The organism is Corynebacterium sp. HMSC077G07 (assembly GCF_001809225.1).
Classification (GTDB): Bacteria; Actinomycetota; Actinomycetes; order Mycobacteriales; family Mycobacteriaceae; genus Corynebacterium; species Corynebacterium jeikeium_D.
On record NZ_KV796545.1, the window covers coordinates 1 to 26,533 of the forward strand.

The following is a 26,533-nucleotide window of genomic DNA, read 5'->3' on the forward strand; positions in this document are numbered from 1 at the left end:
CGGAAAAGACACACTTTTCTTTACTTAACCCTTATCCGCGTACTTTTGCGCCCTAGAAATCAAGAAAGCCAGGTAGGAAACATCGTCCTACCTGGCTTAATTGCTCCTCCAGCTGGACTCGAACCAGCAACCCTTCGATTAACAGTCGAATGCTCTGCCATTGAGCTATGGAGGAATATCCACCGCACAGAACCGGATAAACCGAACTTCGGCCATGCCGTTCCTTGCGACGGATAGATACTTTACCCAGGCCCCTTGAAACTCACAAATCGCCAGGTCAAAGGTCAATTTAGACCTCTTTTCCCCACACGCCATGACATCGCTGCAAGTTCTCGGAGCCACGCAATCCACACAATCCGCGCAACCTCACACAGCCCCACGAAGCCCTCTACCAGTACTGAAAACGCTTTCCATCATGCACTTTTCATACCGCGCTCATACGATGGGGCTTATGTCTGAACAAACCAACGGAACCGAAAACACCGAGCAAACCGCACGCGTTGTGCGCGGCGTTATCGCCCGCGAAAAAGGCGCACCTGTAGAACTTACTGATATCCACATCCCGTCCCCGGGCCCGAACGATGTCATTGTCGACATCCAGGCCTGCGGCGTCTGCCATACAGACCTGGCTTACCGCGACGGCGATATCACCGACGAGTACCCGTTCTTCCTCGGCCACGAGGCCGCAGGCGTGGTCTCCGAGATTGGCGAAGAGGTCACGCATGTTGCCGTCGGCGATTTCGTTGTCCTCAATTGGCGCGCCGTCTGTGGCGAGTGCCGCGCCTGCAAGCGCGGTGAGCCACAGTACTGCTTTAGCACTTTCAACGCCTCCAAGCCCATGACGCTTGCCGACGGCACCGTCCTCACCCCGGCACTTGGAATCGGCGCTTTTGCGGATGCCACCCTCGTCCACGAGGGCCAGTGCACCAAGGTCGATTCGGCAGCCGATCCGGCCGTTGCGGGCCTGCTGGGCTGCGGTGTCATGGCCGGCATCGGTGCGGCTATTAACACCGGCGAGGTTAAGCGCGGTGAATCGGTAGCCGTCATCGGCTGCGGTGGCGTTGGTACGGCCGCTATCGCCGGTGCCAAGCTGGCCGGCGCTAGCAAGATTATTGCCATCGACATCTCGGACGAGAAGCTGGATACCGCCCGCGAATTCGGCGCGACCGAGACCATTAACTCTGCGGAGCTGGCTAAGAGCGATAAGGGCACCGGGGAAGAGGATCCCGTCGTTAAGCGAGTGCGTGAGCTGACCGACGGTTTCGGTGCTGATGTCGTGATTGATGCGGTCGGCCGTCCGGAAACCTACAAGCAGGCGTTCTACGCCCGTGACCTGGCTGGACGCGTTGTTCTGGTCGGTGTTCCGGCGCCGACAATGGAGCTGGACATCCCGCTGGCGGATGTGTTTAGCCGCGGTGGTGCGTTGAAGTCGTCCTGGTACGGCGACTGCCTACCAGAGCGCGACTTCCCGATGCTGGTGGATCTGTCGTTGCAGAACCGCCTGCCATTAGAGGGCTTCGTGACGGAGCGCATTGGCATTGAGGATGTTGACGAGGCCTTCGAAACCATGAAGGCCGGTAAGGTACTGCGATCGGTGGTGACGCTGTGAACAAGGGTTTGAGGGTCGACCACGTTCTCACGTCGGGCACGTTCTCGCTCGATGGTGGCACGTGGGACGTAGACAACAACGTATGGGTGCTCGGCGATGACCGTGAGGTCATTGTCATCGATGCGGCGCATGAGGCGCAGCCGATTATTGACGCGGTGGATGGCCGCAAGGTAAAGGCGATTGTATGCACCCACGCGCACAACGACCACATCACTGTGGCCCCTGAACTGCAGGAGAAGCTCGACGCTCCCCTGCTCGTCCACCCGGGCGACCAGATGCTGTGGGAGCAGTCCTGGCCGGACCTGGCGCACGAGGACCTCGCGCACGGTCAGCGCCTGGAGATTGCAGGCACGGAGGTTGTCATTATTAACACTCCGGGCCACTCCCCTGGCTCGTGCTGTCTGTACGTACCGGAGGCCGCGGAGCTGTTCTCTGGTGACACGCTGTTTTCCGGCGGTCCGGGGGCGACCGGTCGGTCCTACTCGGATTTCGACACGATTATTAACTCCATCCGCGACAATCTGCTGACTCTGCCTGCGGAAACGACTGTCCGCACGGGTCATGGCGACCACACGACGATTGGCCGCGAGGCTCCGCACTTGGAAGAGTGGATTCGCCGCGGCTACTAGTCGCTAGCCACTAGCTACTCAAACACGACCTTGACCGCCTCTGCTTGCAGTTCGCGGCGGTACTGCTCCATCGCGAGCAGGTCCGCGAACAGCGAGTTGTAGGCGGTTTCGTCGTCTGAGGGGCGCATTCGTGAGAGCATCGCCTTCAGCTGTGCAATTTGGTCACCGACCCACACCTCCTGCAACCGCGCCAGAATCGCCTGCGCATACGGGCGCAGCGTCTCTGCATCGACGGCGATTTGCTCCACACCCAGCTCAGTCACGAGATGCTTGACGACGTCCTCCCGCGCCTGATCCATAATTGCGGTCGCCCAACTATGTGGCTGTGTGGCCGCTTCCCCGCAGGCACCACCTGCAGCCATGATGGCATCGAATACCGCCCGGTAGGTCGGATGCCCAAAGGTCTCGGGTGCGAGCGCATCGAATACCGGGCCGGTGGTGGCGGGCTCTTGAATTGCCAGCTTAAGGGCCTCACGCTGCGCATAGAGCACAGGGTCCCGCGGATTTGGATACGGCAGTGCCGGGTTGCGCCGGCGCCGCGCTTCCTCCGCCTCTTCACGGGCACGGGCCTCTTCTTGGCGACGCTGGTAGGGGGTGCGCTTTTCATTCTGTGGCCGACTGGCCTCCTCGCGGACGCGCTGCACCAGCTCGGCCTCATCATTCCAGCCGATCCAGCCGGCAACTTCGCGGGCATACTCATCGCGCAGCGCCGCGTCCTTGAGCTGGGCCAGGACAGGCACCACTCGGCGCAGCCCGGAGACCCTGCCATTAGCGGTGGTCAGGTCATAGTCGGCCAGAAGTGTGCGGAGGACAAATTCGATCAATGGCCGTCGTGAAGCAACGAGATCGCGCACTGCGGCCTCGCCCTTCTTCTGGCGCAGATCGCACGGATCCATGCCGTCCGGCGCGACCGCGACGTAGGACTGGCCGGTGAAGTTCTGCTCCCCCTCGAAGGCGCGCATGGCGGCCTTCTGTCCTGCCTCGTCGCCGTCGAAGGTGTAGATGAGTTCGCCGCGGAAGAAGTTGTCGTCGAGCATGAGACGGCGCAGCAGCTGGAGGTGTTCCTCGCCGAAAGCGGTACCGCAGGACGCGACGGCCGTGGTCACGCCTGAGGCGTGCATGGCCATGACGTCAGTGTAGCCCTCCACGATTACAGCCTGATGACCAGTGGCAATGTCCTTCTTTGCCAGATCCAAGCCGAAAAGGACCTTGGACTTCTTGTACAGCATGGTCTCGGGCGTGTTCATGTACTTGCCCAGATTGTCATCGTCGAAAAGCTTGCGGGCACCAAAACCGATGACATCGCCGGACATATTGCGGATCGGCCACATGAGACGACGGTGAAAACGATCGATCGGCCCCATGCGCCCCATCTTGGAAAGACCCGCCTTGTCCAACTCCTCGAAGCTAAAGCCCAGGCGCTGCAGGTGCTTGGTTAGAGTGTCCCAGCCGGCCGGCGAGTAGCCACAGCCGAACTGGGCCGCGTGCTCGGCGGTGAAGCCGCGGTTTTCCAGAAACTCGCGCGCGGGCGCTGCCGCTGGAGTGGAGAACTGTTCGCGGTAGAACTTCTGTGCCTCGCGGTTTGCGGCGATGAGACGCTGGCGAGTTCCCGGTTCCTCGCGACGGCCCGTGCCGCCGCCCTCATAGATAATGTGGAAGCCAATTTTCTCCGCACAGGCTTCGACAGCCTCCGGGAAAGACAGGTGTTCCATCTCCATGAGGAAGCTGAATACATCACCGCCCTTGCCGGTGGAAAAGCAGTGGTAGTAGCCATGATTGGGGCGTACGTGGAACGACGGCGTGCGCTCGTCTTTAAAAGGCGATAGCCCTTTCAGAGAATCCGCGCCAGCCGGTTTGAGGTTCACGTATTCTGCAACGATCTCCTCAATCGGAGTCCGTTCGCGGATTGCCGCGATGTCGGAGTCCGGAATTCTTCCCCTAGCCATGAAAATAACCTTACCCAACCCGTCCAATCGACTCCGCCGTAGAGGTTTCGCTTGCCGACGAGCCGCCCGCGCTCAACCCAAAAGCGTGCCGGCGGCGACAGATATGGAAAGATACTAGCCATGGCTGAGTGGAAGAAGATTGCGAGCGGTGTAGGCGCTGCCGCCCTGGTGCTGGCTGGTAGTTATTTCGGGCTCGATGGCGGAGACCAGAACTCTACGGCATCCGAGAACTCACAGGGGTCGCAGGATTCCACTGCCTCCAGCGCGAAACCAGGCCCTAAACCTGGCCCCAACTTGGGCAGCAACAAGGCCGGCACAAAGGGTGCCACCTGCGCAGTAGATACCCTGCCGCAGGAGGCCGACGATGTTATCGACCGCATCCTGACCGACCAGGACCACATCTATTCGCAGCACGACGGCAAGCACTTCGGCAACTACGAGGGACGCCTGCCGAAGGAGCGCGGTGACTACTACCGCGAATACACCGTGACCACCCCGGGCAATTCCAGCCGCGGTGCACGCCGCATCGTTGTCGGCGGCGGTTCCGAAAACGATCCGGATGTCTGGTACTACACCGACGACCACTACGAGAGCTTCTGCGAAATTCCTGACGCGGAGGAGTAGACAACTATCCCCACGCCGCGGCCACACCAGCAATCTGGCGATCAAGCCGCTCTACACGCGACTCCGTCATTGACGCTAGCTGATCAACAATCACCCGCAGCCGCGCTTGGTCACTCTCCGCGCGGGAATAGAGCCACTGGAACATCGGATCAAGCGTTCCCGGAGCACCCTCCTGCAGATACTCGGCCACCCGGAAAAGGCGATCGCGCTCACGCTCCTGACGGCGAATATGACGCGGAAGATCCATCACATACAGCACGGCGATGGTCTTCAGCATGGTGACCTCGGCCAGAATCGAGCTGGGCACGGCGAGGTCCGCGTCGTAACGCCCGAGCGGAAGCGTCGACCCGGAGGCAGCACGCGTACCCGCGACGGAAGCAGTGACAAAACGGCCGACCAGCTCCGAGGTCATCCGTTTCAGCGCGACCAGCGAGCGCAGCGAACCATCATAGGACGCCGCAGCTGATACCACCGGCAAGCTGGCAAGACGCCCGGCAGCCTCGACGAGCTCCGCTGGATCGCCACCAAATGCGGCAGCGCCCTTGTCAGCGAGTGCGGCCAGTTCCACCGTGTCCCACAGAACACCCAGGTCAACGCGGCCAGAGACGATGCCATCCTCGACATCGTGGACGGAATAGGCGACATCGTCAGACCAGTCCATGATCTGCGCCTCAAGACACTGCTTGCCGTGCGGAACGCCCTGGCGAATCCACTGCAGAATTGCGGCATCTTCCTGGTAGGCCCCGTACTTGTGGCGGAGCTGACCATCGGGACCGATTGGCGTCCACGGGTACTTACAAGCCGCATCGAGCGCCGCCCGAGTGAGATTGAGTCCGCAGGGCTCACCTGTACCATCGAGCACCTTCGGCTCGAGGCGAGTGAGAATACGCAGCGTCTGCGCGTTGCCCTCAAACCCGCCGCACCCAGCGGCAATCTCGTTGAGAGCGCGCTCGCCGTTGTGGCCATACGGCGGATGCCCGATGTCATGGGTCAGGCCGGCCAGCTCTGCGAGATCCTCATCTGCACCCAACTCGCTGGCGATTCCGCGGGAAATCTGCGCGACCTCCAGCGAGTGAGTCAGGCGTGTGCGGGGAGTATCGCCCTCCCCTGGCCCCACAACCTGGGTTTTGTCAGCCAGCCTGCGCAGCGCTGCGGAGTGCAGGACGCGGGCGCGATCTCGTGCAAACGCCGCCCGGTGGGTTTCCAAGGACTGCACCCCGGGCAGCAATGACTGCTTCGGAGACTCCTCGACAATACGAGCGAGTTCAAAAGATGAATACGAAAATTTACCGGCCACGTAATTATTGTTACGTATCCTTGTAGATATGTCTGACAGGAATCGCGTGTTTCGCCCCCTTTACCTTGCCGCATCGGGTGCTTTTCTCGGCCTGAGCATGCCGCTAATTACTGCCGCACTACCGGCACAGCCACCGGTTCACGCACCTGCTTCGCTGCTGGCACTCGCGCCGTCAGCATCCCTGGCGCACGCCGAGGCACCGGCGGATGTGTCGGGCGAGGTGGCTGATCTCGCAGGTGTGCTGAGCGGCGGCGATGAAGCTCGTCTGAAGGAGCAGATTCAGCAGCTCAAGACAGAGAAGCGACTCCTGTTCTCGGTGTTTTACATCAAGAGCTTCGACGGCATTCAGGGCGAACAGTGGGCGCAGCAGGCCTGGGAGCACCTCGGAGCTGCCGACAACCGCGGTGTCCTGGTCGTCGCCGTGGAAGACCGAAACCTCGGCGCTTTCGTCGGAGACTCCTTCCCCCGCAACGCGGAGGCCATCAACAGAGCAGCTCAAGGGCAGTTGTTAGAGGATGACAACTGGGCAGCTGCGGGTGAAGCTGCCATCGCCGAGGCAGGCGGTGGCAGCGGCTCCGCCGGTGGGTGGGCACTCGGCGCCGGCCTCGGTGGTGCCGCCGTTGTCGGTGGCGCCACCTGGGCCGTGGGCCGCCGCAATAAGAAGAAGCGCGATGAGGAGGAGATCGCTCGTGGCCGCAACATCGACCCCAAGGATGTCTCTTCGCTGGACTCGCTGAGCACCAGCTCGCTCGATGTTCTTGCGCACGATGAGATTGTCAGTACCGATGAGTCCATTCGCAAAGCCCGCACCGAGCTCGACCTCGCCCGCGCTGAGTTCGGCACCGAACGCATCCGCAGCTTCGACAACGCACTGAAGCACTCTCAGTCCACGCTCGAGCGTGCGTTTGCACTTCGCCAACAGCTTGACGACGGCTCCGTGTCCGACGAAATCGAGCGCCGCAGTGTCCTGCTGGAGATTATCTCCACCTGTGGTGTTGCGGATGACCAGCTCGACGGCGAGGCCGCAAACTTCCAGAAACTCCGCCAGGAGTTGATGAATGCTGAAGCGACGATTTCGAAGCTCACTCAGCGAAGTGTCGAGCTGCGTTCACGTATGCCGCGTGCCGGCGAAATTCTCGATGGTCTGCGCGCACGTTACGAAGAGCAGATGCTCAGCTCTGTGACCGACAATATCGACATGGCCACGGAGCACCTGAATCAGGCTGACCAGTCAATGTCTGAGGCCCGCCGCATCGCGGACCTACCTGCCGGTGAGCAAGGTGGTCTGATTGATGCGCTGTCGGCCACCGACTTTGCGCTCACACAGGCAGAGAGTCTTCTGGAGGCCATTGAACACGCCGATAGCGATATTCACGCTGCAGTCGCTGGACTGGCTTCCCTTATCGCCGAGGTCCGCGGTGAAATCGATGAGGCCTCGCACCTGATGTCGGCACCGCAAGGCGCCAACATCAACCGCGAGCGTCTCAATGCGGCCATCGAAGCAGGCCGTGAAGCACTCGGTGTGGCAGCCAATAAGTCCGAAGTGGATCCACTGAGTTCCTGGACCGCACTGACCGATGCCGATGAGCTACTCGACGAAGCCCTCGACTCCGCTCGAGACAAGGCCGCGTCGTTCGCCCGCGCTACCGCTACTTTGCAGCACAGCATGCAGGATGCCGACAATCACATTCGCGCCGCGGCTGACTTAATTGCTACCCGCCGCCGTGTGGTTGGCGCTGAGGCTCGCACTCGCCTCGCGGAGGCGCAGCGTGCTTACGGCTCTGCTCAGGGCTTGGCCAACGACGATCCGCGAAAGGCGTTGGCCTACGCACGTCGTGCGCGCAAGCTCGCGGCTGAGGCCGCTGACTTGGCCCGCCGTGACATCCGCCGCTACCAGGATCAGCGCCGCGGTGGCGGCAGCAACGGATCGATGGTCGCCGGCATGGTGCTGGGAAGCATGCTCAGCAACAACAGCGGCTTTGGTGGCAGCATCGGTGGCTTCGGCGGTTTCGGCGGAGGTTCGAGCCGACCAGGCGGCTCCGGCAGCACAATGGGCTTCTAGATTCCCGCCTAAATTCGCATCTGGCGTGGTCCATCCACAGACCACGTCGCCAGAGCGGCGGCAATCAGCCAGTCTTCGAAACTCCCCCGGAAGTCTCCTTTCTGGGCATAGACACCAAATACCCCTCGGCCTAGACTGTCCTCTCTGACGATTCGGGCGAGCTCATAGCCTGGCCGCTCGATGTCGAAGACCGTGCGAATTCCCCGTCCTTCTCTGTTTAGGACGAAAGAATCCCCCTCATCCGGATTCGTCATCACTAGCGCGTTCGTGCTAAAAAAGCGGGCTTTCACCTGCCAGCCACGCCCTTGTGACGAGGTGATCCAGAAAGCACTAAAGACCCCGTCCTGACAGCTCCAGCCGTCGGACAGGGCCTTTTGGTTCTCGTCGTAAACGACGCCGTCTGCAATAGTTGCTACACGATCCACACCCAAATCATATAGGCAATCAGCAAGAGCAAGCAGACAGTGAGAATCCAGGTAGAGGAAACCATGCGGGACTCCAGCACTCGACGAGCACTGTAGACCAGGAAGATCTTCTCCTCTTCCGGCAGCGCACGGCCCTCATCGGTGTCGAACTGCACCTCTGCGTGGCGCACGCCACGGGACGCACCGGTAAACTGACCCCACTTCTCGCCGGTCTTCGCATTCTCGATGACGTAGTTCGTCGATCCCTCGCACACCAGCTTGCCTTCAGGACGATCCGGCCCAAAGGTCACTGAAAGCTGCTTGGCTCGCGAAATCTTGTCACGGTCAGCAGCAACGGTCGAGAACACGCGGCCGTTGGGAAGCGTGGCGGAAACACGGTGATTAGCAGAGGCATCAATGACCCACTCCCCTTCCGGGGTGTTGAGGCGATCGCCCTGCTCATCACGGATGTACGTGCCGACTTCGGTGCTTTCCTTCAGAATCGGCCAGGTTTGCTCGGATTTTTCCCGAGAGCCGTCGCCGAGACTATAGGATTCCCAAAAAACTTCTTCGGCCATTAGCAGCCCACCAGGCGAGCTGCGAGGTAGCCTTCCAGCTCGTCAATCTTGACGCGCTCCTGCTCCATGGTGTCGCGGTCACGGACGGTCACAGCGTTGTCCTCGAGAGTATCGAAGTCAACGGTGACACAGAACGGAGTACCGATCTCATCCTGGCGACGGTAACGACGGCCGATAGCACCGGAGGTGTCGTAATCGACGGCCCAGTACTGGCGCAGCTTGTCGGCGACAGCCTCAGCAGTCGGAGTCAGGGTGTCCTTCTTCGACAGCGGCAAAACAGCAACCTTAACCGGCGACAGACGCGGGTCCAGCTTCAGCACAGTACGGGTGTCGGTGCCGCCCTTTGCGTTCGGCACCTCTTCCTCGGTGTAGGCATCACACAGGAAGGCCATCAGGGCGCGGGTCAGACCGAAGGACGGCTCAATGACGTACGGAACGTACTTTTCGCCGGTAACCTGGTCGTGGTAACGCAGGTCTTCCTTGGAGTGCTCGATGTGGCAGCCGAGGTCGTAGTCCGTACGGTTGGCGACACCCATCAGCTCGCCCCACTCGTTTCCCTGGAAGTGGAAACGGTACTCGAAGTCGATTGTGCGTGCAGAGTAGTGAGCGCGCTCGTCCTTCGGAACGTCGAACTGACGCATGTTCTCCGGGTTAACGCCCAGGTCAATGAACCAGTTCCAGCAGGCGTCGACCCACTCATCGAACTTCTCTTCCGCCTGGTCCGGTGCGACGAAGTACTCGATCTCCATCTGTTCGAACTCGCGGGTACGGAAGATGAAGTTACCCGGGGTGATCTCGTTGCGGAATGCCTTACCGGTCTGGCCGATACCGAACGGTGGCTTCAGGCGAGCCGTGGTCATAACGTTCTTGAAGTTGACGAAGATACCCTGAGCGGTCTCCGGGCGCATGTAGTGCAGGCCCTGCTCATTGTCGACCGGGCCGAGGAAGGTCTTCATCAGACCGGAGAACATCTGCGGCTCGGTCCAGTTGCCCGGCTGACCGGTCTCCGGGTCCGGAACGTCTGCCAGACCATTGGCCGGCGGGTGACCGTGCTTGGCCTCGTAGGCCTCCAGCAGGTGGTCAGCGCGGTAGCGCTTGTGGGTGTGCAGGGACTCCACCAGCGGGTCGGTGAAGGTAGCGACGTGGCCGGAAGCTTCCCAGACCTGGCGCGGCAGGATAATGGAGGAATCCAGGCCGACGACATCCTTACGGCCGGTGACGAAGGTCTTCCACCACTGGCGCTTGATGTTTTCCTTCAGCTCCACACCCAGGGGACCGTAATCCCATGCCGAGCGGGTACCGCCGTAAATTTCACCACACGGGTAAACGAACCCCCTGCGCTTACACAGGTTGGCGACGGTATCGACAACTGACTTAGGTGCCACGGTCTAGACCACTCCTTATAAATGGCTTCGCATCGCACACCACACGCCTTTTCCGGGCACACAATTCAGCCCGTTCCGTGCGGCGAACGACATAATGAAAAGCAAAATGTACTGACCCCAACAGGCCAGTTAAAAGTTCCCCTATACTCTAGCGCATCTTGTCCAACCGATACCGGGTAGTGTCGGTTACATGGCTGGCGAAGATATGCACGAAGTTAGTTCTGGCGAAAACCCACGTGGTACGGGCTCCCCCGCTAGCACCGGGGCACACGCCTCCGCGCGGCCGGCCGCAACCCGCATCGGCCAGCGCAGTACTCGCCAACGCCGCGCCGTCGTGTCGATTATGAGTGAGGCCCCTAATTTTCGCTCCGCTGCTGACATTCATAAGTCGCTGACGGAACGTGGGGACAAGGTCGGCTTGACGACGGTCTATCGGACGCTCCAGTCCCTTGCAGAAATGGACATTGTCGATGTTCTGCACAATGCCTCCGGAGAGGCTCTCTACCGGCTGTGCGGTGACCACCACCACCATCATCACCTGGTCTGCACCGATTGCGGCAGCACCGTTGAAGTCGCCGGCGGCCCTGTCGAGCAGTGGGCTCACAGCCTTGCGGAGGAGCACGGTTTTAATCTGACCGGGCACACTGCTGAGGTCTTCGGCCTGTGCAGGGACTGCCAGAAGAAGTAGCCCGGGCTCCCTCCCCCCCCTAAAAAATATCGGCTCTAGGCCTTGCCGAACCTACGGTCGCGCTTGGCGTACTCCACCACTGCGGCGCGCATGTCATCCCGACCGAAATCCGGGAAAAGCTTGTCCTGATAGACCATCTCCGCATAGGCGGACTGCCAGATTAAGAAGTTGGACGTGCGCTGCTCGCCCGATGGACGCAGGAACAGATCAACATCCGGCATAGTCGGCTCATCCAGGAACTGTGCGAAAGACTTCTCGGTCAAGTCATATTCGCTGAGCTCCCCCGCTGCTGCCTGACGAGCAATCTCTCTAGCAGCATCAACAATTTCAGCGCGACCACCGTAGTTGACGCACATATACAGAGTTAGCGCGTCATTGTCCTTCGTCTGCTCCTCGGCAATCTCAAGTTCCTTAATAACCGAGCGCCACAGTCGCGGGCGACGCCCTGCCCAACGCACGCGAACGTTCTTCGAATCCAACTCATCACGACGTCGGCGCAGCACATCGCGATTAAAGCCCATAAGGAATCGGACCTCATCGACCGAACGGCGCCAATTCTCAGTGGAAAATGCGTAAGCCGACAGGTGCTTGACGCCCATCTCCAAACAAGCATCGACGCACTCCATCAGCACGGCCTCACCACGCTTGTGCCCCTCGGTGCGTTTGAGCCCACGCTGTTCGGCCCATCTACCATTGCCGTCCATCACGAGCGCGATGTGATTGGGCACGAATTGCTGCGGTACAGGAGGATTCAACACGCTTCCTATTGTGCCCCACCGCTACTGCTTACTGCCAAAAAGCATCCACATGTTCCAGCGCCGGCACCCGGCGGCCCAGGTAGTACTGCAGGTACTTCGCCGTTAGGGTACGCGCCGTCGCAATCCGCCCCTCAAAATCGCTTGACGACGTATCGATGCCCGCCCATTGCTCATGAGCAAGCTGCCACATCAGATGCAGAACCTCGGTCGGCGGAGTATCTGCACCCGGTGGCCTGCAGTTGGTGCACACTGCTCCGCCCAGTGCGGGAGAAAACGCGTGGTGAGGGCCGGCTTTGCCGCAGCCTGCGCATTCAAAGAGGCTTGGCTGCCAACCGGCCTGCGCCATTGCTCGCAGAATGTAGGAGGTCAGCAACAAATCGGGGCGATGGCGACCGGCCGCAACGTCGTCGAGCGATTGAGTGGTGAGATCCCACAATTCGGGAGCCGGCACTTGCTCCTCGCCGACAATGCGTTCGGCGACGTCCAGGACTGCACACGCACAGGTGTAGCGCGCATAGTCGTCGACAAGCGGTGCTGCCCACGTGCGCACGGTATCTGCGCCTGCGATAGTGGACAGTCCTCGGCGTGGGTAGATGTTGACATCCACGTCGACGAATGGTGAGAGGCGCGAGCCGAAGCGGCTCTTCGCGCGCCGCACGCCTTTGGCGACACCGCGGACTAAGCCGTGGTCGCGGGTGAAAAGGACGATGATGCGGTCGGCTTCGCCGAGGTCGTAGCGGCGTACGACCAGCGCACGGTCGCGATACGGCTCGACCAACTTTTTAGAATCCCAACTTGCCCAGCTGCTTCGGGTCCGACTGCCAGTCCTTCAATACCTTCACCCGCAGGTCAAGGTAAACATTCTGACCGAGCAGCGCAATGAGTTCCTTACGAGCCTTATGAATGGTGGTGCCCATGCGTCGACCGTCGCGCCCCATGAGGATGGACTTCTGCCCCGAACGCTCGACATAGATAACGGCGTGGACATCCAGGACGCCTTCGCGGTCCTGGTTTGGCAGCACCTCATCAATCTGGACTGCCACGGAATGCGGCAACTCATCGCGCAGACCGCCGAGGGCCGCCTCGCGGATGAGCTCTGCCATCCGGGTGTGCAGATCCTCATCGGTGATGTGCCCCTTCGGGTACAGGCGCGGTCCCTCCGGCAACTGGGAAGCCATGACATCAATCAGCGTGTTGATGTTCTCGCCGGACTTCGACGACAGTGGCACCAGCTCGGCATCCGGACCGAGCAACTCCTGCAGCTCGATCAGGCGCTCAATAATGGTGTCGCGCGAGACCTTATCCACCTTGGACACAATGCCCATGATGTTCTTGCAACCTTTGGAGACGTTCTCGTAAATCCAGCGGTCACCGGGGCCAATTTTCTCGTCGGCAGGCACGACCATCGCGACCAAGTCCACATCGGAGTAGGTCTCCTGAACCATGTCATTCAGGCGCTCACCGAGCAGCGTGCGTGGCTTGTGCAGACCTGGCGTATCCACGACAACAATCTGACAGTTCTCGCGGTGGACTACACCTCGGACTGGATGACGCGTGGTTTCCGGCTGGTTAGCGGTAATAGCGATCTTCTCGCCCACCAGGGAATTGGTCAGCGTCGACTTACCGGTATTCGGACGCCCCACGATAGAGACGAACCCAGAGCGAAAGCCCTCCGGCGCACTGTAATCATCAGCATCTCCGCCAAGTCCAGCATTGGCCAGCATGTCATCAAGATTGCCCATCAGTATCTTCTTCCTCGGAGTAAAACTCCGCAGTCGGCTCCACCACCACAGTGCGTACCCGCATACGACCACGACGGTCACGCGAGCCCTCGGCGGTAAACTTCAGTCCTGCATATTCTACGTACGAACCGGGCAGTGGCACACGTCCAAGCTCATATGCCAACAGACCGGAGACCGTATCCACCTCATCGGTGACCTCGTCATCGAAGACGAGTTGGCGCCCGTGGGCTTCGTCGTAAAGCTCTATGAGCTCGCCCAAGCTGAGGCGCGCCTGCACGCGGTAGGAGGCATCCCCCAGTGGTTCGATGGGGGCCTGCTCGGCCTCGTCGTATTCGTCGGCAATCTCACCGACAATCTCCTCGAGGATGTCCTCAATAGAGATAAGACCGGCGACCGATCCATATTCGTCGATGAGAATGGCGATGTGATTGCGGGTGCGCTGCATTTCATCGAGCAGGTCATCCAGTGGCTTGGAATCGGGCACAAAAACGCAGTCACGCATGACCTCGGAGACGCGAACACCGCGACCGCCATCAGTACGCGAGTACGTCTGCTGGACAATGTCCTTCAAGTAAATGACGCCGACGATGTCCTCAACGCTCTCGCCAATCACCGGCAGTCGCGAGTGACCCGACTTCACGCATAGGGCCACTGCCTGACCACAGTGCTTATCCGCCTCAATCCACACCATCTCTGGGCGCGGAACCATAACAACGCGTGCCGACGTTTCCGCGAGATCGAACACAGACTGAATCATGCGGCGCTCATCGTGCTCCACAATGCCGCGCTCCTGGGCGATATCGACCATCTCGCGCAACTCGACTTCAGTGGCGAACGGGCCATCGCGGAAGCCACCACCAGGGGTGATGATGTTGCCGAACCAAATCAGCAACTTTTCCAGTGGCCCCAACACCTTGGCCATAAAACTCAGAACGACCGCGGTGGCGAGGGAAATCGAGTACGGATTCTTCCGACCCATCGTGCGGGAAAACACCCCGAGGACCAGGAAGGTGAACAGAGCCAACAACACCACTGCAGCCACAATGGCCCAGCGCTCCGGCTCGAAAAGCTTAAGACAAACTGCCGCAAGCGTCACTGCACCGATTGACTCGCACAGCGTACGCAAAATCACCAGCACATTGACGTGCCGAGCGCGATTTTCTACGACCTTGAGAAGCGCATTAGCACCTGCGACCTCGTCACGCTGCAGCTCTGCCACGCGCGCACGGGAAATGCCTGCGACCGCAGTTTCGACTGTGTTAAGTCCGCCAGCGCAGATCATCGCCACAACGGCGACAATTATCAAAGTGATCATCGCTCGTTAGAACGCTCCGGGAACGCATTGGGGTTAATTGGTTTTTCGGAAAAGCTCACGCCACGACGATCGATGTCGTCGTACCAATCCGCCAACAGGCCATTCTGCAGGGAGAACATCTGGCGCTCTTCCTCCGCCGTGACATGGTCATAACCCAACAGGTGCAGTACGCCGTGCACGGTGAGCAGTACCAACTCGTGGCTCAGCGGATGGCCTGCACGCTCCGCCTGCCCCGCGGCAAACTCCGGGCACAACACAATGTCGCCCAGCATCGCAGGCCCTGGGCTAGCTGCATCTGGTCGGCCAGAGCCAGGAGTGAGCTCATCCATCGGGAAGCTCATCACATCAGTCGGCCCCGGCAGATCCAGCCAGCGCACATGGAGGTCTTCGATCGTCTTCAAGTCGACAATGTGAATGCTCAGCTCAGCTGCCGGATGCACGTCCAGGCGGCCCAGCGCATAACGGGCAACGTCGATAAGCGACTCTTCATTGACGCCCTGACCGGACTCGTTGAAAACTTCAATGCTCATGTAATTTCAGCGTCCTTTATCGCTTTGTGGCGGACTGTCGCTTTTGTGGGGACTCGGCGCCCTGTTCAATACCTTCGTTATAGGCATCGTAGTCATCGTAGGCCTCGACAATTGCGGTTACCAGCGGGTTGCGCACCACATCCGCAGCCGCCAGCGCCGGAAAAGCGATTCCCGGCACACTGCGCAGCACCTCACGGGCGACAGCTAGACCGGACTTCTGCCCTCGAGGCAGGTCGACCTGGCTGGCGTCACCGGTGATGACCATCTTCGAACCGAAGCCCAGGCGGGTGAGGAACATTTTCATCTGCGCCGGAGTAGTGTTCTGTGCTTCGTCGAGAATGATGAACGCATTGTTCAAGGTACGACCGCGCATGTACGCCAGCGGTGCGACCTCCACTACCCCAGTTTCCATCAGCTTTGGAATCAGCTCTGGCTCAAGCATTTCGCGCATCGCATCGTGCAATGGGCGCAGGTAGGGGTCAATCTTCTCGTGCAGAGTACCCGGCAGGAAGCCCAGGTTCTCACCCGCCTCCACTGCGGGGCGAGTCAGAATAATGCGTTCTACCTGCTTATTCTTCAGTGCAGCAACCGCCTTGGCCATGGCCAAGAAGGTCTTGCCCGTACCGGCTGGGCCGATACCGAAAACAACGTTATAGCGGTCGATGGCATCGACGTAGTTCTTTTGTCCCTCGGTCTTGGGACGCACGGTCTTGCCACGATGTGTCACGATGCCGCCACCGAGCACCTCGCTGGCGGACTTCTCCCCGCGATCCACAATGCCCACCGCGTGCCGCACCGACTCCGGGGAGAGCTCGTGCCCACGACGGGCCATTGCCTCTAGCTCCTTGAACGCGCGGACAGCCAACGAAACATCCGCCGGAGCACCCTTGATTGTCACAACTCCGCCGCGGACATGAATATCCGCTGCCAGCAGAGATTCCAGCAGACGTAGGTTCTGATCCGCATGACCGACCACAATCGGCGCGAGATTGTCATCGAGCTCGACGACGGCAGTGGTACGAGCAGTTACTGAATACTTTGTCATTATGCGTCTATCCTACTGACCAGGCGTGGGTGCGCCGCCCCAGCGCTTTGTCAACGGGCCCAGTGCGCAAAGAGCAGCAGCTCCCGCGAGGGCGCTGCGGAGAACTGTCGGGCCGAGTACTACCGAGCTAGCACCTGCGGCGCGGAAGGCCTCGAGTTCCCCAGGGCTGACTCCCCCTTCTGGGCCGACGATGAAAAGAACCTTGTCAGCGTTTGCTGCCTGCGCGGCGAAGTCCACGAACGGAGCTGTTTCCTCCTCGTGCAAAACTGCTGCCACACCACCTGCTGACGTGGTTTCCTGGATGAGTTGCTCAATATCAGCGGAGCTATGCAGGTCAGCGACCGGCGGAATCCATGCACGACGAGCCTGCTTGGCTGCCTCGCGCGCAGCCGACTGCCACTTGGCGCGGGCCTTAGTGACCTTCGCGGTACCCTGCCATCGGGCCACACAATTCACGGCCGCCCAGGGGATAATCTCATCGACCCCAGCCTCGGTCATCAAATCGACCGCAAGCTCAGCACGATCCGACTTCGGCAGTGCCTGCACCACAGTGACGTGCGGGCGCGGACGTGGACGTTCCTCGGCGGCAACTACGCGAACGTGGACCTCACGCGGATCTACGTGCATGAGCTGTGCCCGCACCACCTTGTCCGCACCATTGGCAAGAAGAATCTCCGCGCCCTCCTTCAGCCTGCGAACGCTGATGTGCTTTGCCTCCGACCCGAGGATTCGAATGATTTCTTCCGGGCGCGGCAGCTCGGTGAACTCACCGAGGAATACGGGCAAACTCATGTGTGCTTCACACTCACTGGAGGGGGCTTTGGGGATGGCGTGTTCTAACGGCGGCGGAATCGGGAGAAGAAACCGTTGCGCTCACTCGAGTCTGCCACCTTGGCATCATCATCGCGGTGCTCGCGTAGCTTCTCCAGCAGCTCGCGGGACTTGCGGTCCAGCTTCGTCGGCACCGTGACATCGACGTGTGCGACCACGTCGCCGTTGCCCTCGCCGCGCAGATGCGGCATGCCCTTACCCGACAGACGAATCTGCTCTGCCGGCTGGGTGCCCGAATCAACCTTGATGGTCATTGGTTCGCCGAGCAGGTCGTCGACCTCAAACTCGGTACCAAGTGCGGCATCAGCCATGGGCACCTGCACGTTAAAGTGCAGATCATCGCCCTCACGCTCGAATACAGGGTGCGGGTCCATGGCAACTTCCACGTAGAGGTCACCCGCCGGGCCACCGCCCGGACCGACCTCGCCCTGCCCTGCCATGCGAATACGCATGCCATCAGAGATACCTGCCGGAACGTTGACCGTCAGATCACGGCGAGCACGGACGCGGCCATCGCCACCGCAGTTGTTACACGGATCGGGGATGATCTCGCCGGTGCCCTCACAAGTCGGGCACGGCCGCGAGGTCATCACATTGCCCAGGAAAGAACGCTGGACCTGTTGAATCTCGCCAGTGCCATCACAGCTGGTACACATCTTCGGCTTGGACTTGGACTTCGAGCCGGTTCCCTCGCACTGCTCACACAGCACCGCGGTGTCCACCGTGATGGGCTTGCGGACACCGGTGAATGCCTCATCGAGGCCCAGAGAAATACGCAGCAGCGCATCTGCACCTGGCTGCACACGCGAGCGGCGCTGGCGGGTACCGCCGGCACCGCCGAAGAATGCCTCGAAGATATCGCCGACTCCGCCGCCGCCGAAACCGCCGAAGCCACCGCCTGGCATACCGCCCTGCGGATTGAGAGGATCTCCTCCCATATCCACAATCCGGCGCTTTTCAGGATCCAGCAGGACCTCGTTCGCTTCAGAGGCCTCACGGAACTTCTCCGCAGCTTCTTCATCACCCGGATTACGGTCTGGGTGGTACTTGAGCGCCAGCTTTCGGTACGCCTTCTTAATCTCAGCGTCCGTAGCGTCCTTCTCCACTCCGAGGATGCCGTAATAGTCGCGTGCCAACTTTAGCTACTTCCTTTCAATACCCGGCCAACGTACTGTGCAACAGCAGCAACCGAGGAAATTGTTCCCGGATAATCCATAAATGTGGGGCCAACTACTCCCATGCCACCCAAAATCTCGGTGCCGGTGCCATAGCCAGTTGAAACAACTGAAGTAGCGCGCAGCTCCTCGTCCTCGTTTTCCTCACCGATAGAAACGCGGACATGGTGTAAATCCTGCGCGGCCGACAGCAGTTTCAACACGATCACCTGTTCTTCGAGAGCCTCAAGAACCATGGGCAACGTAGAAGGTAAGCGACCGGCCATATTACCACGGGTCAAATTCGACGCCCCGGCCAGGATGAGCCTGTCATTCGGCCTCTCAATTAACGACTCCACCAGCACCGTCGAGCAGCGGATGATTACATCCCGCAAATCGCGCGGGGCGTTAGCCGCAAGATCGGAAATCGCAATCGACGCGTCGGCAAGTGTGTGCCCCGACATTGCACGGTTGAAATGCTCACGCAACAGCGGCACGAGATCGGGATCCATCGGTGCTGGCAGCTCGACATTGCGCTGCTCCACGCGCCCGGTGTCGGTGATGACTACCAGCAACAATCGCGCGTCGGCGAGCTGGACGACCTCGCAGTGTCGGACGCGGGAGACCTCCAGCGTCGGCACCTGCACTACTGCGACCTGGCGGGTTAGCTGGGCCAGCAGCTGCACACTGCGACGCAGAACGTCCTCCAAATCGACGCCGCCTTCGAGGAACTCGAGGATAGCTCGGCGCTCGGCCCGGGACAGCGGCTTAATCTGCGAAAGATTGTCCACAAAAAGGCGGTAGCCCTTCTCAGTCGGGATACGCCCGGACGATGCATGTTCCTGCTGGATATAACCTTCAGCCTCCAGCACCGCCATGTCATTTCTGATGGTCGCCGAGGACACACCCAGATTGTGGCGCTCCACCAGAGCCTTCGAGCCAACGGGCTCCTGGGAAGCTACGTAATCCGAGACAATTGCCCGAAGAACTTCCTGCCTGCGCTTATCCGTCTGAGATGACATGCGGATAGTTTAACTAAGGATGTCAACAATTATGGCGTCGGCCAGCAAACGACCGCGATTGGTCAGCTGAATCCGCTGGCCGCCATCGACGGAAACAAACTCCACCATGCCCGCTTCCGCTTGCCGACGTGCCTTGCCCAGCTCATCCTCACCGAGCAGATTGGCATCGATACCCTCGGCCAAGCGGAGGCCCAGCATAATCTTCTCAGTGTGCCGATCCTCGGCCGTTAGCCCTTCTGAATCCTTAATCGGCAATTCTCCGCCGGAAATGGTCGCCGCGTAGCGAGCCGGATGCTTGACGTTGTAAAACCTCGTGCCATCCAGGTGCGAATGTGCACCGGGGCCCGCACCCCACCAATTTCCATCGCGCCAGTAGAGCATATTGTGACGACATTGGCCGCCCGGTTTTGCCCAGTTGGACACCTCGTACCAGGAAAAACCGGCTTGACTCAGTGCGGCATCGATGCGCTCGTAGCGGTCGGCGAGATCGTCGTCGTCAGGCATCGGCAGCTCACCACGACGGACCTTACGCGCCATCGCGGTACCCGGCTCGACGATCAGTGAGTACGCCGAAACATGATCGACGTCCGTGGCCAGGACTGCCTCCAACGTCGTATCGAGGTTCGCCATCGACTCCCCTGGCGTGCCATAGATAACGTCGAGGTTGATGTGCTCAAAGCCGGCCGCGCGTGCCTCCGCCACTGCCGCCGCAGGACGCCCCGGCGTGTGCGTACGATCCAGAGTGGCCAGCACATGCGGCACAGCCGACTGCATGCCCAGACTCACCCGGGTAAACCCTGCCTCGGCCAAGCCTTCGAAAAACTCCGGGGAGGTCGACTCGGGATTCGACTCGGTGGTGACCTCGGCGTCGTCGGCAAGCCCAAAGCTGTTGCGCACACCGTCGAGCAGGCGACGAAGACCACTCGCCCCCAACATCGACGGCGTACCACCGCCGACGAATACGGTATCGGCGCCACGCGCTAGTTCGGGGTGCTTTACGACGGCCATCTCGAGCTCAGCCACGATGGCATCGAGGTAGTCTCCCTGCGTTGCGCCACTGCCCAGCTGACCTGGCGTGTACGTGTTGAAATCACAGTAGCCACAACGGGTGGCACAGAATGGGACGTGTAAGTAGACACCGAAGGAATCGGTGTGTGCGGAGGCTTCGCTCACGCATGCTCCTTGGCTCGACGTTGCTTGACGCGGCGGACAATTTCATCGATGCGGGCACGTTCCATCAGGAACTCCGGAGGCCTACGGCCGCGCAGCGCATTGGCAACTGCCGGATGAGTCTCGGGAACAGCAACACACCAAGCGGCGGCAGCGGACAGTGCACGGCGGCCAGACTGTGCGTAAAGCTGCGGAAGCACCACACTACCGAGCTTTTCCACGCCTCGGATGTTTTCGGCGGAAACCCAGTCGGCGAGTTCCTCCAGGTAAGAAGCCACGGCATCGGAGCGAGCAATCATTGCCTGCGTGACCGTAGGGACTGCAACCGGATGCTTCAAAGGAGCCGGAATGAGCGACAGTGACTGCACATCCGGCGACTTCGGTGCCGGATGCGGGTGTCGACGCGGTGTCGAAGCGGAGGAAAGAGTACCGATGCGCCCCGAGCGAATGCCGGAGGTAAACGCTTGGCGTAGACCATCAAGCTCACCAATCAGAGGGCGGCAGTCCTCAACGGCCTCGTCGACGATGTCAGCGAGCTCGAGGACACATTCGTCCACCAGCTCACGATCTACATCAGCAACCGCCTGAGCAAGGTGCTCGATGTGTTCGGCAACTTCGTCACCAATGTCGTAGAGCTCTTGGGTCACTTCGCGCAGGCGTAGCCGAGCATCGAAGTGGTTAATCATTGCCCGCCCTCCCACGACATCTTCGGCGCCGGTGACATCATTGCAGTCTTCCGCTTTCGAATATCGACGAACATTGACGAATGCCGACTTTCGAAAACTGAAAACTCCTTAAAAATTTCTAGCGCCCCTCACCTTAATGGGGTGAGGGGCGCTAGCGCGGTAACAACACGCTGCCGTTTTCTATCGGCAGCGGGTAGACCGTGAATTAACGCTGGTAGAGAGCCTCAATGTCACGCGAGTAGTTGTCCATGACAATGTTGCGCTTGACCTTCATGGTCGGGGTCAGCTCGCCGCTTTCCTCGGTGAAGTCACTGTCCAGAATATGGAACTTCTTAATGGCCTCTGCGTGAGAAACCAGCTCGTTAGCGGAGTTGACGGCGTCCTGAATCTCGGCGCGCAAAACTGCGCTGGAGGCAGCGAGTTCACGGATCGAGGTGTGCTCGGGGACGGAGTGCTCAATCTTCCACTTCTCCAGTGCCTCCTCATCGAGAGTGACCAACACGGAGACGAACGGACGACCATCGCCGATGACGACTGCCTGGGACACCAGCGGGTGCGCACGCATGCGGTCTTCCATCGGGCCCGGCGCGACATTCTTACCACCAGCGGTGACAATGAGGTCCTTCTTGCGGCCGGTGATCTTCAGGTGGCCTTCTTCGGTCAGCTCACCGAGGTCACCAGTCTTAAACCATTCGCCGTCGATGAAGGCTTCCTTGGTTGCCTCTTCGTTCTTCCAGTAGCGGTCGAACACAACCGGACCACGGAGCAGAACTTCGCCGTCATCAGCGATAGCGGCGGAGCAACCACCGACCGGACGACCAACGGTACCAATAATCTGCTCGCTCGGGTTGTTCACGGTGACGGCAGCCGTGGACTCAGTCAGACCGTAGCCTTCGTAGACAGGCACACCGAGACCACGGAAGAAGTGCCCGAGGTCAGAGGACAGAGCCGAACCACCGGAAATGGTGTACTGCACGGCCTCACCCATAGCTGCGCGAATTTTCGAGAACAGCAGGCGATCGTAGAGCTGGCGACGCAGCTTCAAGACACGCGACGGACCTGCCGGAGTATCCAGTGCCTTGGAGTACTCGATGGCGGTGGCCTCAGCACGCTCGAACATGGCCAGGCCGAATGCGCCCTTCTCCTTAGCGGAGGCGTAGGCGGAGTCACGAACCTTCTCGAACACGCGCGGCACACCGAGAATCATGTGCGGACGGGAACGCTGGAACTCCAGGGTGACGGTCTTGGTATCAGCCCAGTGAGACTGGGTAGCACCGGAAATCATCGAAGCCAGGGACACTGCGTGAGCCAACACGTGCGCCAACGGCAGGAAGGTCAGAATGCGGTTCCCCGGACGGGCAATCAGGCCAATCTCGTTGGTGAGGATGGCGCGGGCCTCCGCCAGCCAGTTGCTGTGCAGGAGCACGCAGCCCTTCGGACGACCAGTGGTACCGGAGGTGTAAATCACGGTTGCCAGGTCGTCGGCCTTGGTGTCCTTGATGCGGCGCTCGACCTCGTCGCCGTCAATGTCACGGCCTTCGTAGCTAATGGTGTCAGTAGCGGAAGCGTTAATCTCCAGTACACGACGCAGCTGAGACTCGCCCTCCGGGTTCTCGGTGCCCTTTTCGACCAGCAGAGGCTTCATGCGGTCGGTGTGCTCACGCGACTCGGTAAATGCGAAAACAGCACCGGAGTTTTCAATAATCCAACGAATCTGGCCAGACGAAGAAGAGCCGTAAATCGGGACAACAGCAGCGCCTGCCATCCAGATAGCGGTATTGATCAGGTTCCACTCGTAGCGAGTCTCACTGAGCAGCGCTACGCGGTCGCCCGGCTGAACACCGTTGGCAATTAGCCCCTTAGCGACGCCCTTTGCCTCGTCATAGAACTCCTGAGCAGTGACATTTACCCACTCAAAGTTCTTGGGGCGAGTGAAAAGCACCAGCTTCGGGCGCTTCTGCACCAGCTCCTGCAGCGAGGTAATAATCGTTTCGTCCTCGCCGATGACGTATTTCGCCTCGGTAGTATATTCACGCATCGAGTTACAAACCCCTACTTTCGGTAGTTCTGTCCGTCGTTGGTTTCGTTAGGAATCAACTTAGAACATCAAACCCTGCGCCGTTGTGATTTCAGTAAATATTTCGATAACGAAGTGATTTACCTTACTACTAGCAAAGTTTTTCTAAACTGGCATGATGGAAAGGGTGACACAGGCAGCTTCCAATCCTCCCCTTTCCTCTCCACTCGCCGACCTCGCTAAAGATGTCGGAGTTGGGGTTTCCTACTACTCCACCGAGGGCCAACTCGTGCACGTCTCTCGTGAGACAGTGCTAAAAACTCTCGCTGCTCTCGACATCGATCTGGGCCCAGATCCCAGCGATGCCGACATCAACGACGCCCGTCGTGAGTGGGCAGACACGCAGTGGTCTCGCCTTCTCCCGCCCGTGGTAGTTACCCGCCAGGGCATCTTCCACCGAGTTCTGGTTCACGTACCGCACGGCAGCAATGTCAGCGTGACTGTGAAACTGGAGGACGGCGCAGAATGGCCCTGCGCTCAGGTGCACCACTTGGTACCGCCACGCCAGGTCGGCGATGTGTTGATGGGTGAAGCCGCCTTCGCAATTCCAGAGGATCTGCCACTTGGTTGGCATCGCTTGCGCGCAGTCAACGATGACAACGTCGCTGAGTGCGATGTGGCCGTAACCCCCAACCGTCTCGCCACTGCCGACAAGTACGTGCAGAATCCTGCGCATGGTGTCATGGCACAGCTGTACTCGGTACGCTCCAGCCGCAGCTGGGGTATTGGCGATTTCGCTACCCTCGGCGACTTGGCACAGGTCAGTGCAGAGCACGCGGGCTCTGATTTCGTCCTCATCAATCCGTTGCACGCCGCAGAGCCACTGCCTCCGGTAGAAGACTCGCCGTACCTGCCCACCACGCGCCGCTATGTCAATCCGCTGTACGCGCGCCCAGAGCTTATCGACGAGTTCGGGTACCTGGACAAGGACGAGGCCGATGAAGCCCGTGCGCTAGCGAACTCTTTCCACCAGCTCAATCACAGCCCTGATGAGATTGACCGCAACCCCATCTACGCTGCAAAGCTCAAGGTATTGCGGGCAATTCACAAGATCCCCCTGTCCAGCGCACGCCAGGCGGAATTTGACCGTTGGCTGGAGGCCGAGGGCCGTGGCATATACGACTACGCGTCGTGGTGCACCGAGCGCGAGCTCGCGGATCGCGCTGCTGCCCGCGATGCTGCACGCGCTGCCACTTCCGATTCTGGTGCCGTAACCGAGAACGATATCGAGTTGGTTCCACCGTTGGGTAACCACGCCAGTGTCGAATCTCTGCGGGAGGAAATCTTCCAGTTCCACCTCTGGGTGCAGTGGATTCTCGATCAGCAGCTCGGCCAGGCACAAGAGGCAGCCCTGGATGCGGGTATGCGCATCGGCATCATGGCCGACCTTGCCGTCGGCGTGCACCCTGGCGGCGCGGATGCCGAGAACCTTGCGGATTGGCTCGCTCCTGCTATCTCTGTTGGCGCACCGCCAGACGGTTTTAACCAGCGCGGCCAAGACTGGTCGCAGCCGCCGTGGAACCCGCACAAGCTAGCCGAGGCCGGCTACCGCCCCTGGCGCGACATGCTGCGCACAATCCTTCGCCACGCAGGTGGCATTCGTGTTGACCACGTGCTGGGTATGTTCCGCCTCTGGGTCATGCCGCGGATGGAGTCCCCCGTCAATGGCACCTACCTGTACTTCGACCACGAGGCAATGGTCGGCATTCTCGCACTTGAGGCCGAGCTCGCTGGGGCCGTCGTCGTAGGCGAAGACCTGGGCACTTTCGAGCCGTGGGTGCAGGACTACCTGGCCTCGCGGGGCATCATGGGCACCTCGATCGTGTGGTTTGAATCCGAGGGCGACCAGCCGAAACCACCAAGCGCTTACCGCAGCCTGTGCCTGTCCTCCGTCACCACGCACGATCTGCCGCCGACGGCAGGCTACCTCGCAGGCGAGCACATCAAGCTACGGGAACGCCTGAGACTATTGCTTTCCGACGTCGCGGAGGAAGACCGCCGGGACTTCGAGTGGATTCGAAAGGTTTTGGGTGCGGCCAAGGAAGCCGGCTGCTTTGGTGACACGGCTGCGGCGGACATGGATGTTCATTCCCTTACCCGCGATAATCTGCCACCAATTGACGCACTGGTCACGGGGCTGCACCGCTTCCTCGACCAGACGCCATCCGCGCTGAAGTGTGAGGCCTTGGTGGACATGGTCGGCGATCGTCGTACTCAGAACCAGCCGGGCACGAGCCACGACCAGTACCCGAACTGGTGCATTCCGCTAACCGATGCCGAGGGCAAGGCCGTGCTTGTCGAGGACCTGCCTCGCTTCCCCGGATTCAAGCGTTAATTGGTTCGTGAGCGACTAATCCCTCATTTTTGCTGTTCACCGATCTTTCAGGTTATATGCCCGGCACTAAAACCGAGGCTAAAACTGGAAATCGGTGACTGCACCAGCGATGAGGATGAGAAGAAGCAAAACGATTAGGGCAAGTAGGACCTTCGAGTGCCTCGACCGATGCATGCTAACTCAGCTCCCTACTGCGAAATATTTGCGAACTACCCAACTCTAGCCTGTTGGGCAAATTTCCTAATACTTTAAGACATACCTTAGGGCAGCGATAGCGACCCAACACTTAAAGGGGGCTTCTCCCAGCTCAATTCATCGGGTCTCTCGGTGAGCTATCCGCAAGGCCACTACCTCTTCGGCTAGCTCTCGCTGCCCGCTCCTCGACGCTCCTGCGAACGCTCCCGCCGATGCACCGACCTCTGCCACAGACGTCCGCTGACAACATCGATTGCGCCAACGAGAACGAAAGCAAGAAACCCTCCGACTACCAGGAGAACCACGCATAGCACGCTGACCTGCGCAAGCAGTGGCAATTGGATAAGCCACTGCCCTACTCTGTCGAATGCTTCTGCCATGAGTGTCAACCTACCCTGCCGGTGACCGGAATAACCAGTGGGCGGCGGTCGCGGGGCTCGTCGTAAAGCGT

General features: G+C 60.1%; 24 protein-coding genes and 1 tRNA gene. 6 read left to right on the forward strand and 19 right to left on the reverse strand.

Annotated elements, in window-relative coordinates:
• Positions 1-103 precede the first annotated feature (103 nt).
• Positions 104-175, reverse strand: a tRNA-Asn gene (locus tag HMPREF2562_RS09090).
• Between the two features lie 276 nt (positions 176-451).
• On the opposite strand from HMPREF2562_RS09090, the gene HMPREF2562_RS09095 reads away from it, so the two are divergent.
• The gene (locus tag HMPREF2562_RS09095) at positions 452-1,609 is read left to right on the forward strand and encodes an S-(hydroxymethyl)mycothiol dehydrogenase (protein ID WP_049170748.1); all 1,158 of its coding nucleotides are present in this window, start codon (positions 452-454) and stop codon (positions 1,607-1,609) included.
• On the forward strand, positions 1,606-2,238 hold the full coding sequence (locus tag HMPREF2562_RS09100; protein ID WP_049170745.1) for an MBL fold metallo-hydrolase: 633 nt from the start codon (positions 1,606-1,608) through the stop codon (positions 2,236-2,238). The genes HMPREF2562_RS09095 and HMPREF2562_RS09100 overlap by 4 nt, the downstream gene beginning before the upstream one ends.
• 14 nt (positions 2,239-2,252) lie before the next feature.
• On the opposite strand, the gene dnaG is transcribed toward HMPREF2562_RS09100, so the two are convergent.
• On the reverse strand, positions 2,253-4,184 hold the full coding sequence (gene dnaG / locus HMPREF2562_RS09105; RefSeq protein ID WP_083295723.1) for a DNA primase: 1,932 nt from the start codon (positions 4,182-4,184) through the stop codon (positions 2,253-2,255).
• A gap of 120 nt (positions 4,185-4,304) precedes the next feature.
• Here dnaG and HMPREF2562_RS09110 point away from each other — a divergent pair, with 120 nt between their 5' ends.
• The gene (locus HMPREF2562_RS09110; protein WP_070438686.1) at positions 4,305-4,808 is read left to right on the forward strand and encodes a guanyl-specific ribonuclease; all 504 of its coding nucleotides are present in this window, start codon (positions 4,305-4,307) and stop codon (positions 4,806-4,808) included.
• A gap of 4 nt (positions 4,809-4,812) precedes the next feature.
• Here the strand turns inward: HMPREF2562_RS09110 and HMPREF2562_RS09115 are convergent, their stop codons facing one another.
• Entirely contained in the window at positions 4,813-6,105 is a 1,293-nt protein-coding gene (locus HMPREF2562_RS09115; RefSeq protein WP_048732682.1) for a deoxyguanosinetriphosphate triphosphohydrolase, read from the reverse strand.
• 28 nt (positions 6,106-6,133) lie between these two features.
• Between HMPREF2562_RS09115 and HMPREF2562_RS09120 the strand changes: the two genes are divergently transcribed.
• Positions 6,134-8,167 (forward strand): TPM domain-containing protein, encoded by a 2,034-nt coding sequence (locus HMPREF2562_RS09120; protein WP_222865373.1) that lies wholly within the window; start codon positions 6,134-6,136, stop codon positions 8,165-8,167.
• Between the two features lie 8 nt (positions 8,168-8,175).
• Here the strand turns inward: HMPREF2562_RS09120 and HMPREF2562_RS09125 are convergent, their stop codons facing one another.
• Genes HMPREF2562_RS09125 through HMPREF2562_RS09135 form a run of 3 tightly spaced genes read right to left on the reverse strand, consistent with a single transcriptional unit; the run spans position 8,176 to position 10,534 of the window.
• Complete coding sequence (locus HMPREF2562_RS09125; protein WP_016423108.1) at positions 8,176-8,592, reverse strand: hypothetical protein; 417 nt, start codon at positions 8,590-8,592, stop codon at positions 8,176-8,178.
• On the reverse strand, positions 8,580-9,149 hold the full coding sequence (locus HMPREF2562_RS09130; protein WP_016423109.1) for a hypothetical protein: 570 nt from the start codon (positions 9,147-9,149) through the stop codon (positions 8,580-8,582). The genes HMPREF2562_RS09125 and HMPREF2562_RS09130 overlap by 13 nt, the downstream gene beginning before the upstream one ends.
• Positions 9,149-10,534, reverse strand: coding sequence for a glycine--tRNA ligase (locus HMPREF2562_RS09135; protein WP_049170727.1), 1,386 nt, complete (start codon positions 10,532-10,534; stop codon positions 9,149-9,151). The genes HMPREF2562_RS09130 and HMPREF2562_RS09135 overlap by 1 nt, the downstream gene beginning before the upstream one ends.
• 190 nt (positions 10,535-10,724) lie before the next feature.
• On the opposite strand from HMPREF2562_RS09135, the gene HMPREF2562_RS09140 reads away from it, so the two are divergent.
• Positions 10,725-11,222 carry a Fur family transcriptional regulator gene (locus tag HMPREF2562_RS09140; protein WP_070549894.1) on the forward strand — a complete coding sequence of 166 codons (498 nt, stop codon included), beginning with the start codon at positions 10,725-10,727 and terminating at the stop codon, positions 11,220-11,222.
• A gap of 35 nt (positions 11,223-11,257) precedes the next feature.
• Here the strand turns inward: HMPREF2562_RS09140 and HMPREF2562_RS09145 are convergent, their stop codons facing one another.
• From HMPREF2562_RS09145 to HMPREF2562_RS09200, 12 genes are all read right to left on the reverse strand, one after another.
• Positions 11,258-11,980 carry an isoprenyl transferase gene (locus HMPREF2562_RS09145; RefSeq protein WP_016423112.1) on the reverse strand — a complete coding sequence of 241 codons (723 nt, stop codon included), beginning with the start codon at positions 11,978-11,980 and terminating at the stop codon, positions 11,258-11,260.
• Positions 11,981-12,008: 28 nt separating this feature from the next.
• Positions 12,009-12,758 carry a DNA repair protein RecO gene (recO, locus tag HMPREF2562_RS09150; RefSeq protein ID WP_070549895.1) on the reverse strand — a complete coding sequence of 250 codons (750 nt, stop codon included), beginning with the start codon at positions 12,756-12,758 and terminating at the stop codon, positions 12,009-12,011.
• Between the two features lie 4 nt (positions 12,759-12,762).
• Positions 12,763-13,704: a GTPase Era gene (gene era / locus HMPREF2562_RS09155; RefSeq protein ID WP_042389423.1), complete on the reverse strand. Its 942-nt coding sequence runs from the start codon at positions 13,702-13,704 to the stop codon at positions 12,763-12,765.
• A 4-nt stretch (positions 13,705-13,708) separates the two neighbouring features.
• Positions 13,709-15,037, reverse strand: coding sequence for a hemolysin family protein (locus HMPREF2562_RS09160; RefSeq protein WP_016423115.1), 1,329 nt, complete (start codon positions 15,035-15,037; stop codon positions 13,709-13,711).
• A complete protein-coding gene (gene ybeY, locus HMPREF2562_RS09165; RefSeq protein WP_005511056.1) occupies positions 15,034-15,567 on the reverse strand; it encodes an rRNA maturation RNase YbeY in 534 nt (177 codons plus the stop codon). Before ybeY ends, HMPREF2562_RS09160 begins: the two co-directional genes overlap by 4 nt.
• A gap of 16 nt (positions 15,568-15,583) precedes the next feature.
• Positions 15,584-16,612 carry a PhoH family protein gene (locus HMPREF2562_RS09170; RefSeq protein ID WP_070549896.1) on the reverse strand — a complete coding sequence of 343 codons (1,029 nt, stop codon included), beginning with the start codon at positions 16,610-16,612 and terminating at the stop codon, positions 15,584-15,586.
• Positions 16,613-16,624: 12 nt separating this feature from the next.
• On the reverse strand, positions 16,625-17,404 hold the full coding sequence (locus HMPREF2562_RS09175) for a 16S rRNA (uracil(1498)-N(3))-methyltransferase (RefSeq protein WP_070549897.1): 780 nt from the start codon (positions 17,402-17,404) through the stop codon (positions 16,625-16,627).
• A 44-nt stretch (positions 17,405-17,448) separates the two neighbouring features.
• Positions 17,449-18,579: a molecular chaperone DnaJ gene (dnaJ, locus tag HMPREF2562_RS09180; RefSeq protein ID WP_049170716.1), complete on the reverse strand. Its 1,131-nt coding sequence runs from the start codon at positions 18,577-18,579 to the stop codon at positions 17,449-17,451.
• A 2-nt stretch (positions 18,580-18,581) separates the two neighbouring features.
• Positions 18,582-19,619, reverse strand: coding sequence for a heat-inducible transcriptional repressor HrcA (gene hrcA / locus HMPREF2562_RS09185; protein WP_070549898.1), 1,038 nt, complete (start codon positions 19,617-19,619; stop codon positions 18,582-18,584).
• Between the two features lie 9 nt (positions 19,620-19,628).
• Positions 19,629-20,792, reverse strand: a complete 1,164-nt coding sequence (gene hemW / locus HMPREF2562_RS09190) for a radical SAM family heme chaperone HemW (RefSeq protein ID WP_049170714.1) — start codon at positions 20,790-20,792, stop codon at positions 19,629-19,631.
• Positions 20,789-21,475 carry a hypothetical protein gene (locus tag HMPREF2562_RS09195; protein WP_016423121.1) on the reverse strand — a complete coding sequence of 229 codons (687 nt, stop codon included), beginning with the start codon at positions 21,473-21,475 and terminating at the stop codon, positions 20,789-20,791. Before HMPREF2562_RS09195 ends, hemW begins: the two co-directional genes overlap by 4 nt.
• A gap of 205 nt (positions 21,476-21,680) precedes the next feature.
• Positions 21,681-23,513, reverse strand: a complete 1,833-nt coding sequence (locus tag HMPREF2562_RS09200) for an AMP-dependent synthetase/ligase (protein WP_016423122.1) — start codon at positions 23,511-23,513, stop codon at positions 21,681-21,683.
• 154 nt (positions 23,514-23,667) lie between these two features.
• Between HMPREF2562_RS09200 and malQ the strand changes: the two genes are divergently transcribed.
• Positions 23,668-25,887 carry a 4-alpha-glucanotransferase gene (gene malQ / locus HMPREF2562_RS09205; RefSeq protein ID WP_049189616.1) on the forward strand — a complete coding sequence of 740 codons (2,220 nt, stop codon included), beginning with the start codon at positions 23,668-23,670 and terminating at the stop codon, positions 25,885-25,887.
• A 359-nt stretch (positions 25,888-26,246) separates the two neighbouring features.
• On the opposite strand, the gene HMPREF2562_RS09210 is transcribed toward malQ, so the two are convergent.
• A complete protein-coding gene (locus HMPREF2562_RS09210; protein ID WP_042388817.1) occupies positions 26,247-26,462 on the reverse strand; it encodes a hypothetical protein in 216 nt (71 codons plus the stop codon).
• Positions 26,463-26,533 lie beyond the last annotated feature (71 nt).

Excerpts from the sequence above, each read along its gene's own strand:
- hrcA (WP_070549898.1), bottom strand. The coding sequence starts at position 19,619 with ATGTCATCTCAGACGGATAAGCGCAGGCAGGAAGTTCTTCGGGCAATT.
- HMPREF2562_RS09170 (WP_070549896.1), bottom strand. The coding sequence starts at position 16,612 with ATGACAAAGTATTCAGTAACTGCTCGTACCACTGCCGTCGTCGAGCTC.
- era (WP_042389423.1), bottom strand. The coding sequence starts at position 13,704 with ATGCTGGCCAATGCTGGACTTGGCGGAGATGCTGATGATTACAGTGCG.
- HMPREF2562_RS09130 (WP_016423109.1), bottom strand. The coding sequence starts at position 9,149 with ATGGCCGAAGAAGTTTTTTGGGAATCCTATAGTCTCGGCGACGGCTCT.
- HMPREF2562_RS09200 (WP_016423122.1), bottom strand. The coding sequence starts at position 23,513 with ATGCGTGAATATACTACCGAGGCGAAATACGTCATCGGCGAGGACGAA.
- ybeY (WP_005511056.1), bottom strand. The coding sequence starts at position 15,567 with ATGAGCATTGAAGTTTTCAACGAGTCCGGTCAGGGCGTCAATGAAGAG.
- HMPREF2562_RS09110 (WP_070438686.1), top strand. The coding sequence starts at position 4,305 with ATGGCTGAGTGGAAGAAGATTGCGAGCGGTGTAGGCGCTGCCGCCCTG.
- HMPREF2562_RS09195 (WP_016423121.1), bottom strand. The coding sequence starts at position 21,475 with ATGATTAACCACTTCGATGCTCGGCTACGCCTGCGCGAAGTGACCCAA.
- HMPREF2562_RS09175 (WP_070549897.1), bottom strand. The coding sequence starts at position 17,404 with ATGAGTTTGCCCGTATTCCTCGGTGAGTTCACCGAGCTGCCGCGCCCG.
- HMPREF2562_RS09160 (WP_016423115.1), bottom strand. The coding sequence starts at position 15,037 with ATGATCACTTTGATAATTGTCGCCGTTGTGGCGATGATCTGCGCTGGC.
- HMPREF2562_RS09120 (WP_222865373.1), top strand. The coding sequence starts at position 6,134 with ATGTCTGACAGGAATCGCGTGTTTCGCCCCCTTTACCTTGCCGCATCG.
- HMPREF2562_RS09095 (WP_049170748.1), top strand. The coding sequence starts at position 452 with ATGTCTGAACAAACCAACGGAACCGAAAACACCGAGCAAACCGCACGC.
- dnaG (WP_083295723.1), bottom strand. The coding sequence starts at position 4,184 with ATGGCTAGGGGAAGAATTCCGGACTCCGACATCGCGGCAATCCGCGAA.
- HMPREF2562_RS09210 (WP_042388817.1), bottom strand. The coding sequence starts at position 26,462 with ATGGCAGAAGCATTCGACAGAGTAGGGCAGTGGCTTATCCAATTGCCA.
- malQ (WP_049189616.1), top strand. The coding sequence starts at position 23,668 with ATGATGGAAAGGGTGACACAGGCAGCTTCCAATCCTCCCCTTTCCTCT.
- HMPREF2562_RS09140 (WP_070549894.1), top strand. The coding sequence starts at position 10,725 with ATGGCTGGCGAAGATATGCACGAAGTTAGTTCTGGCGAAAACCCACGT.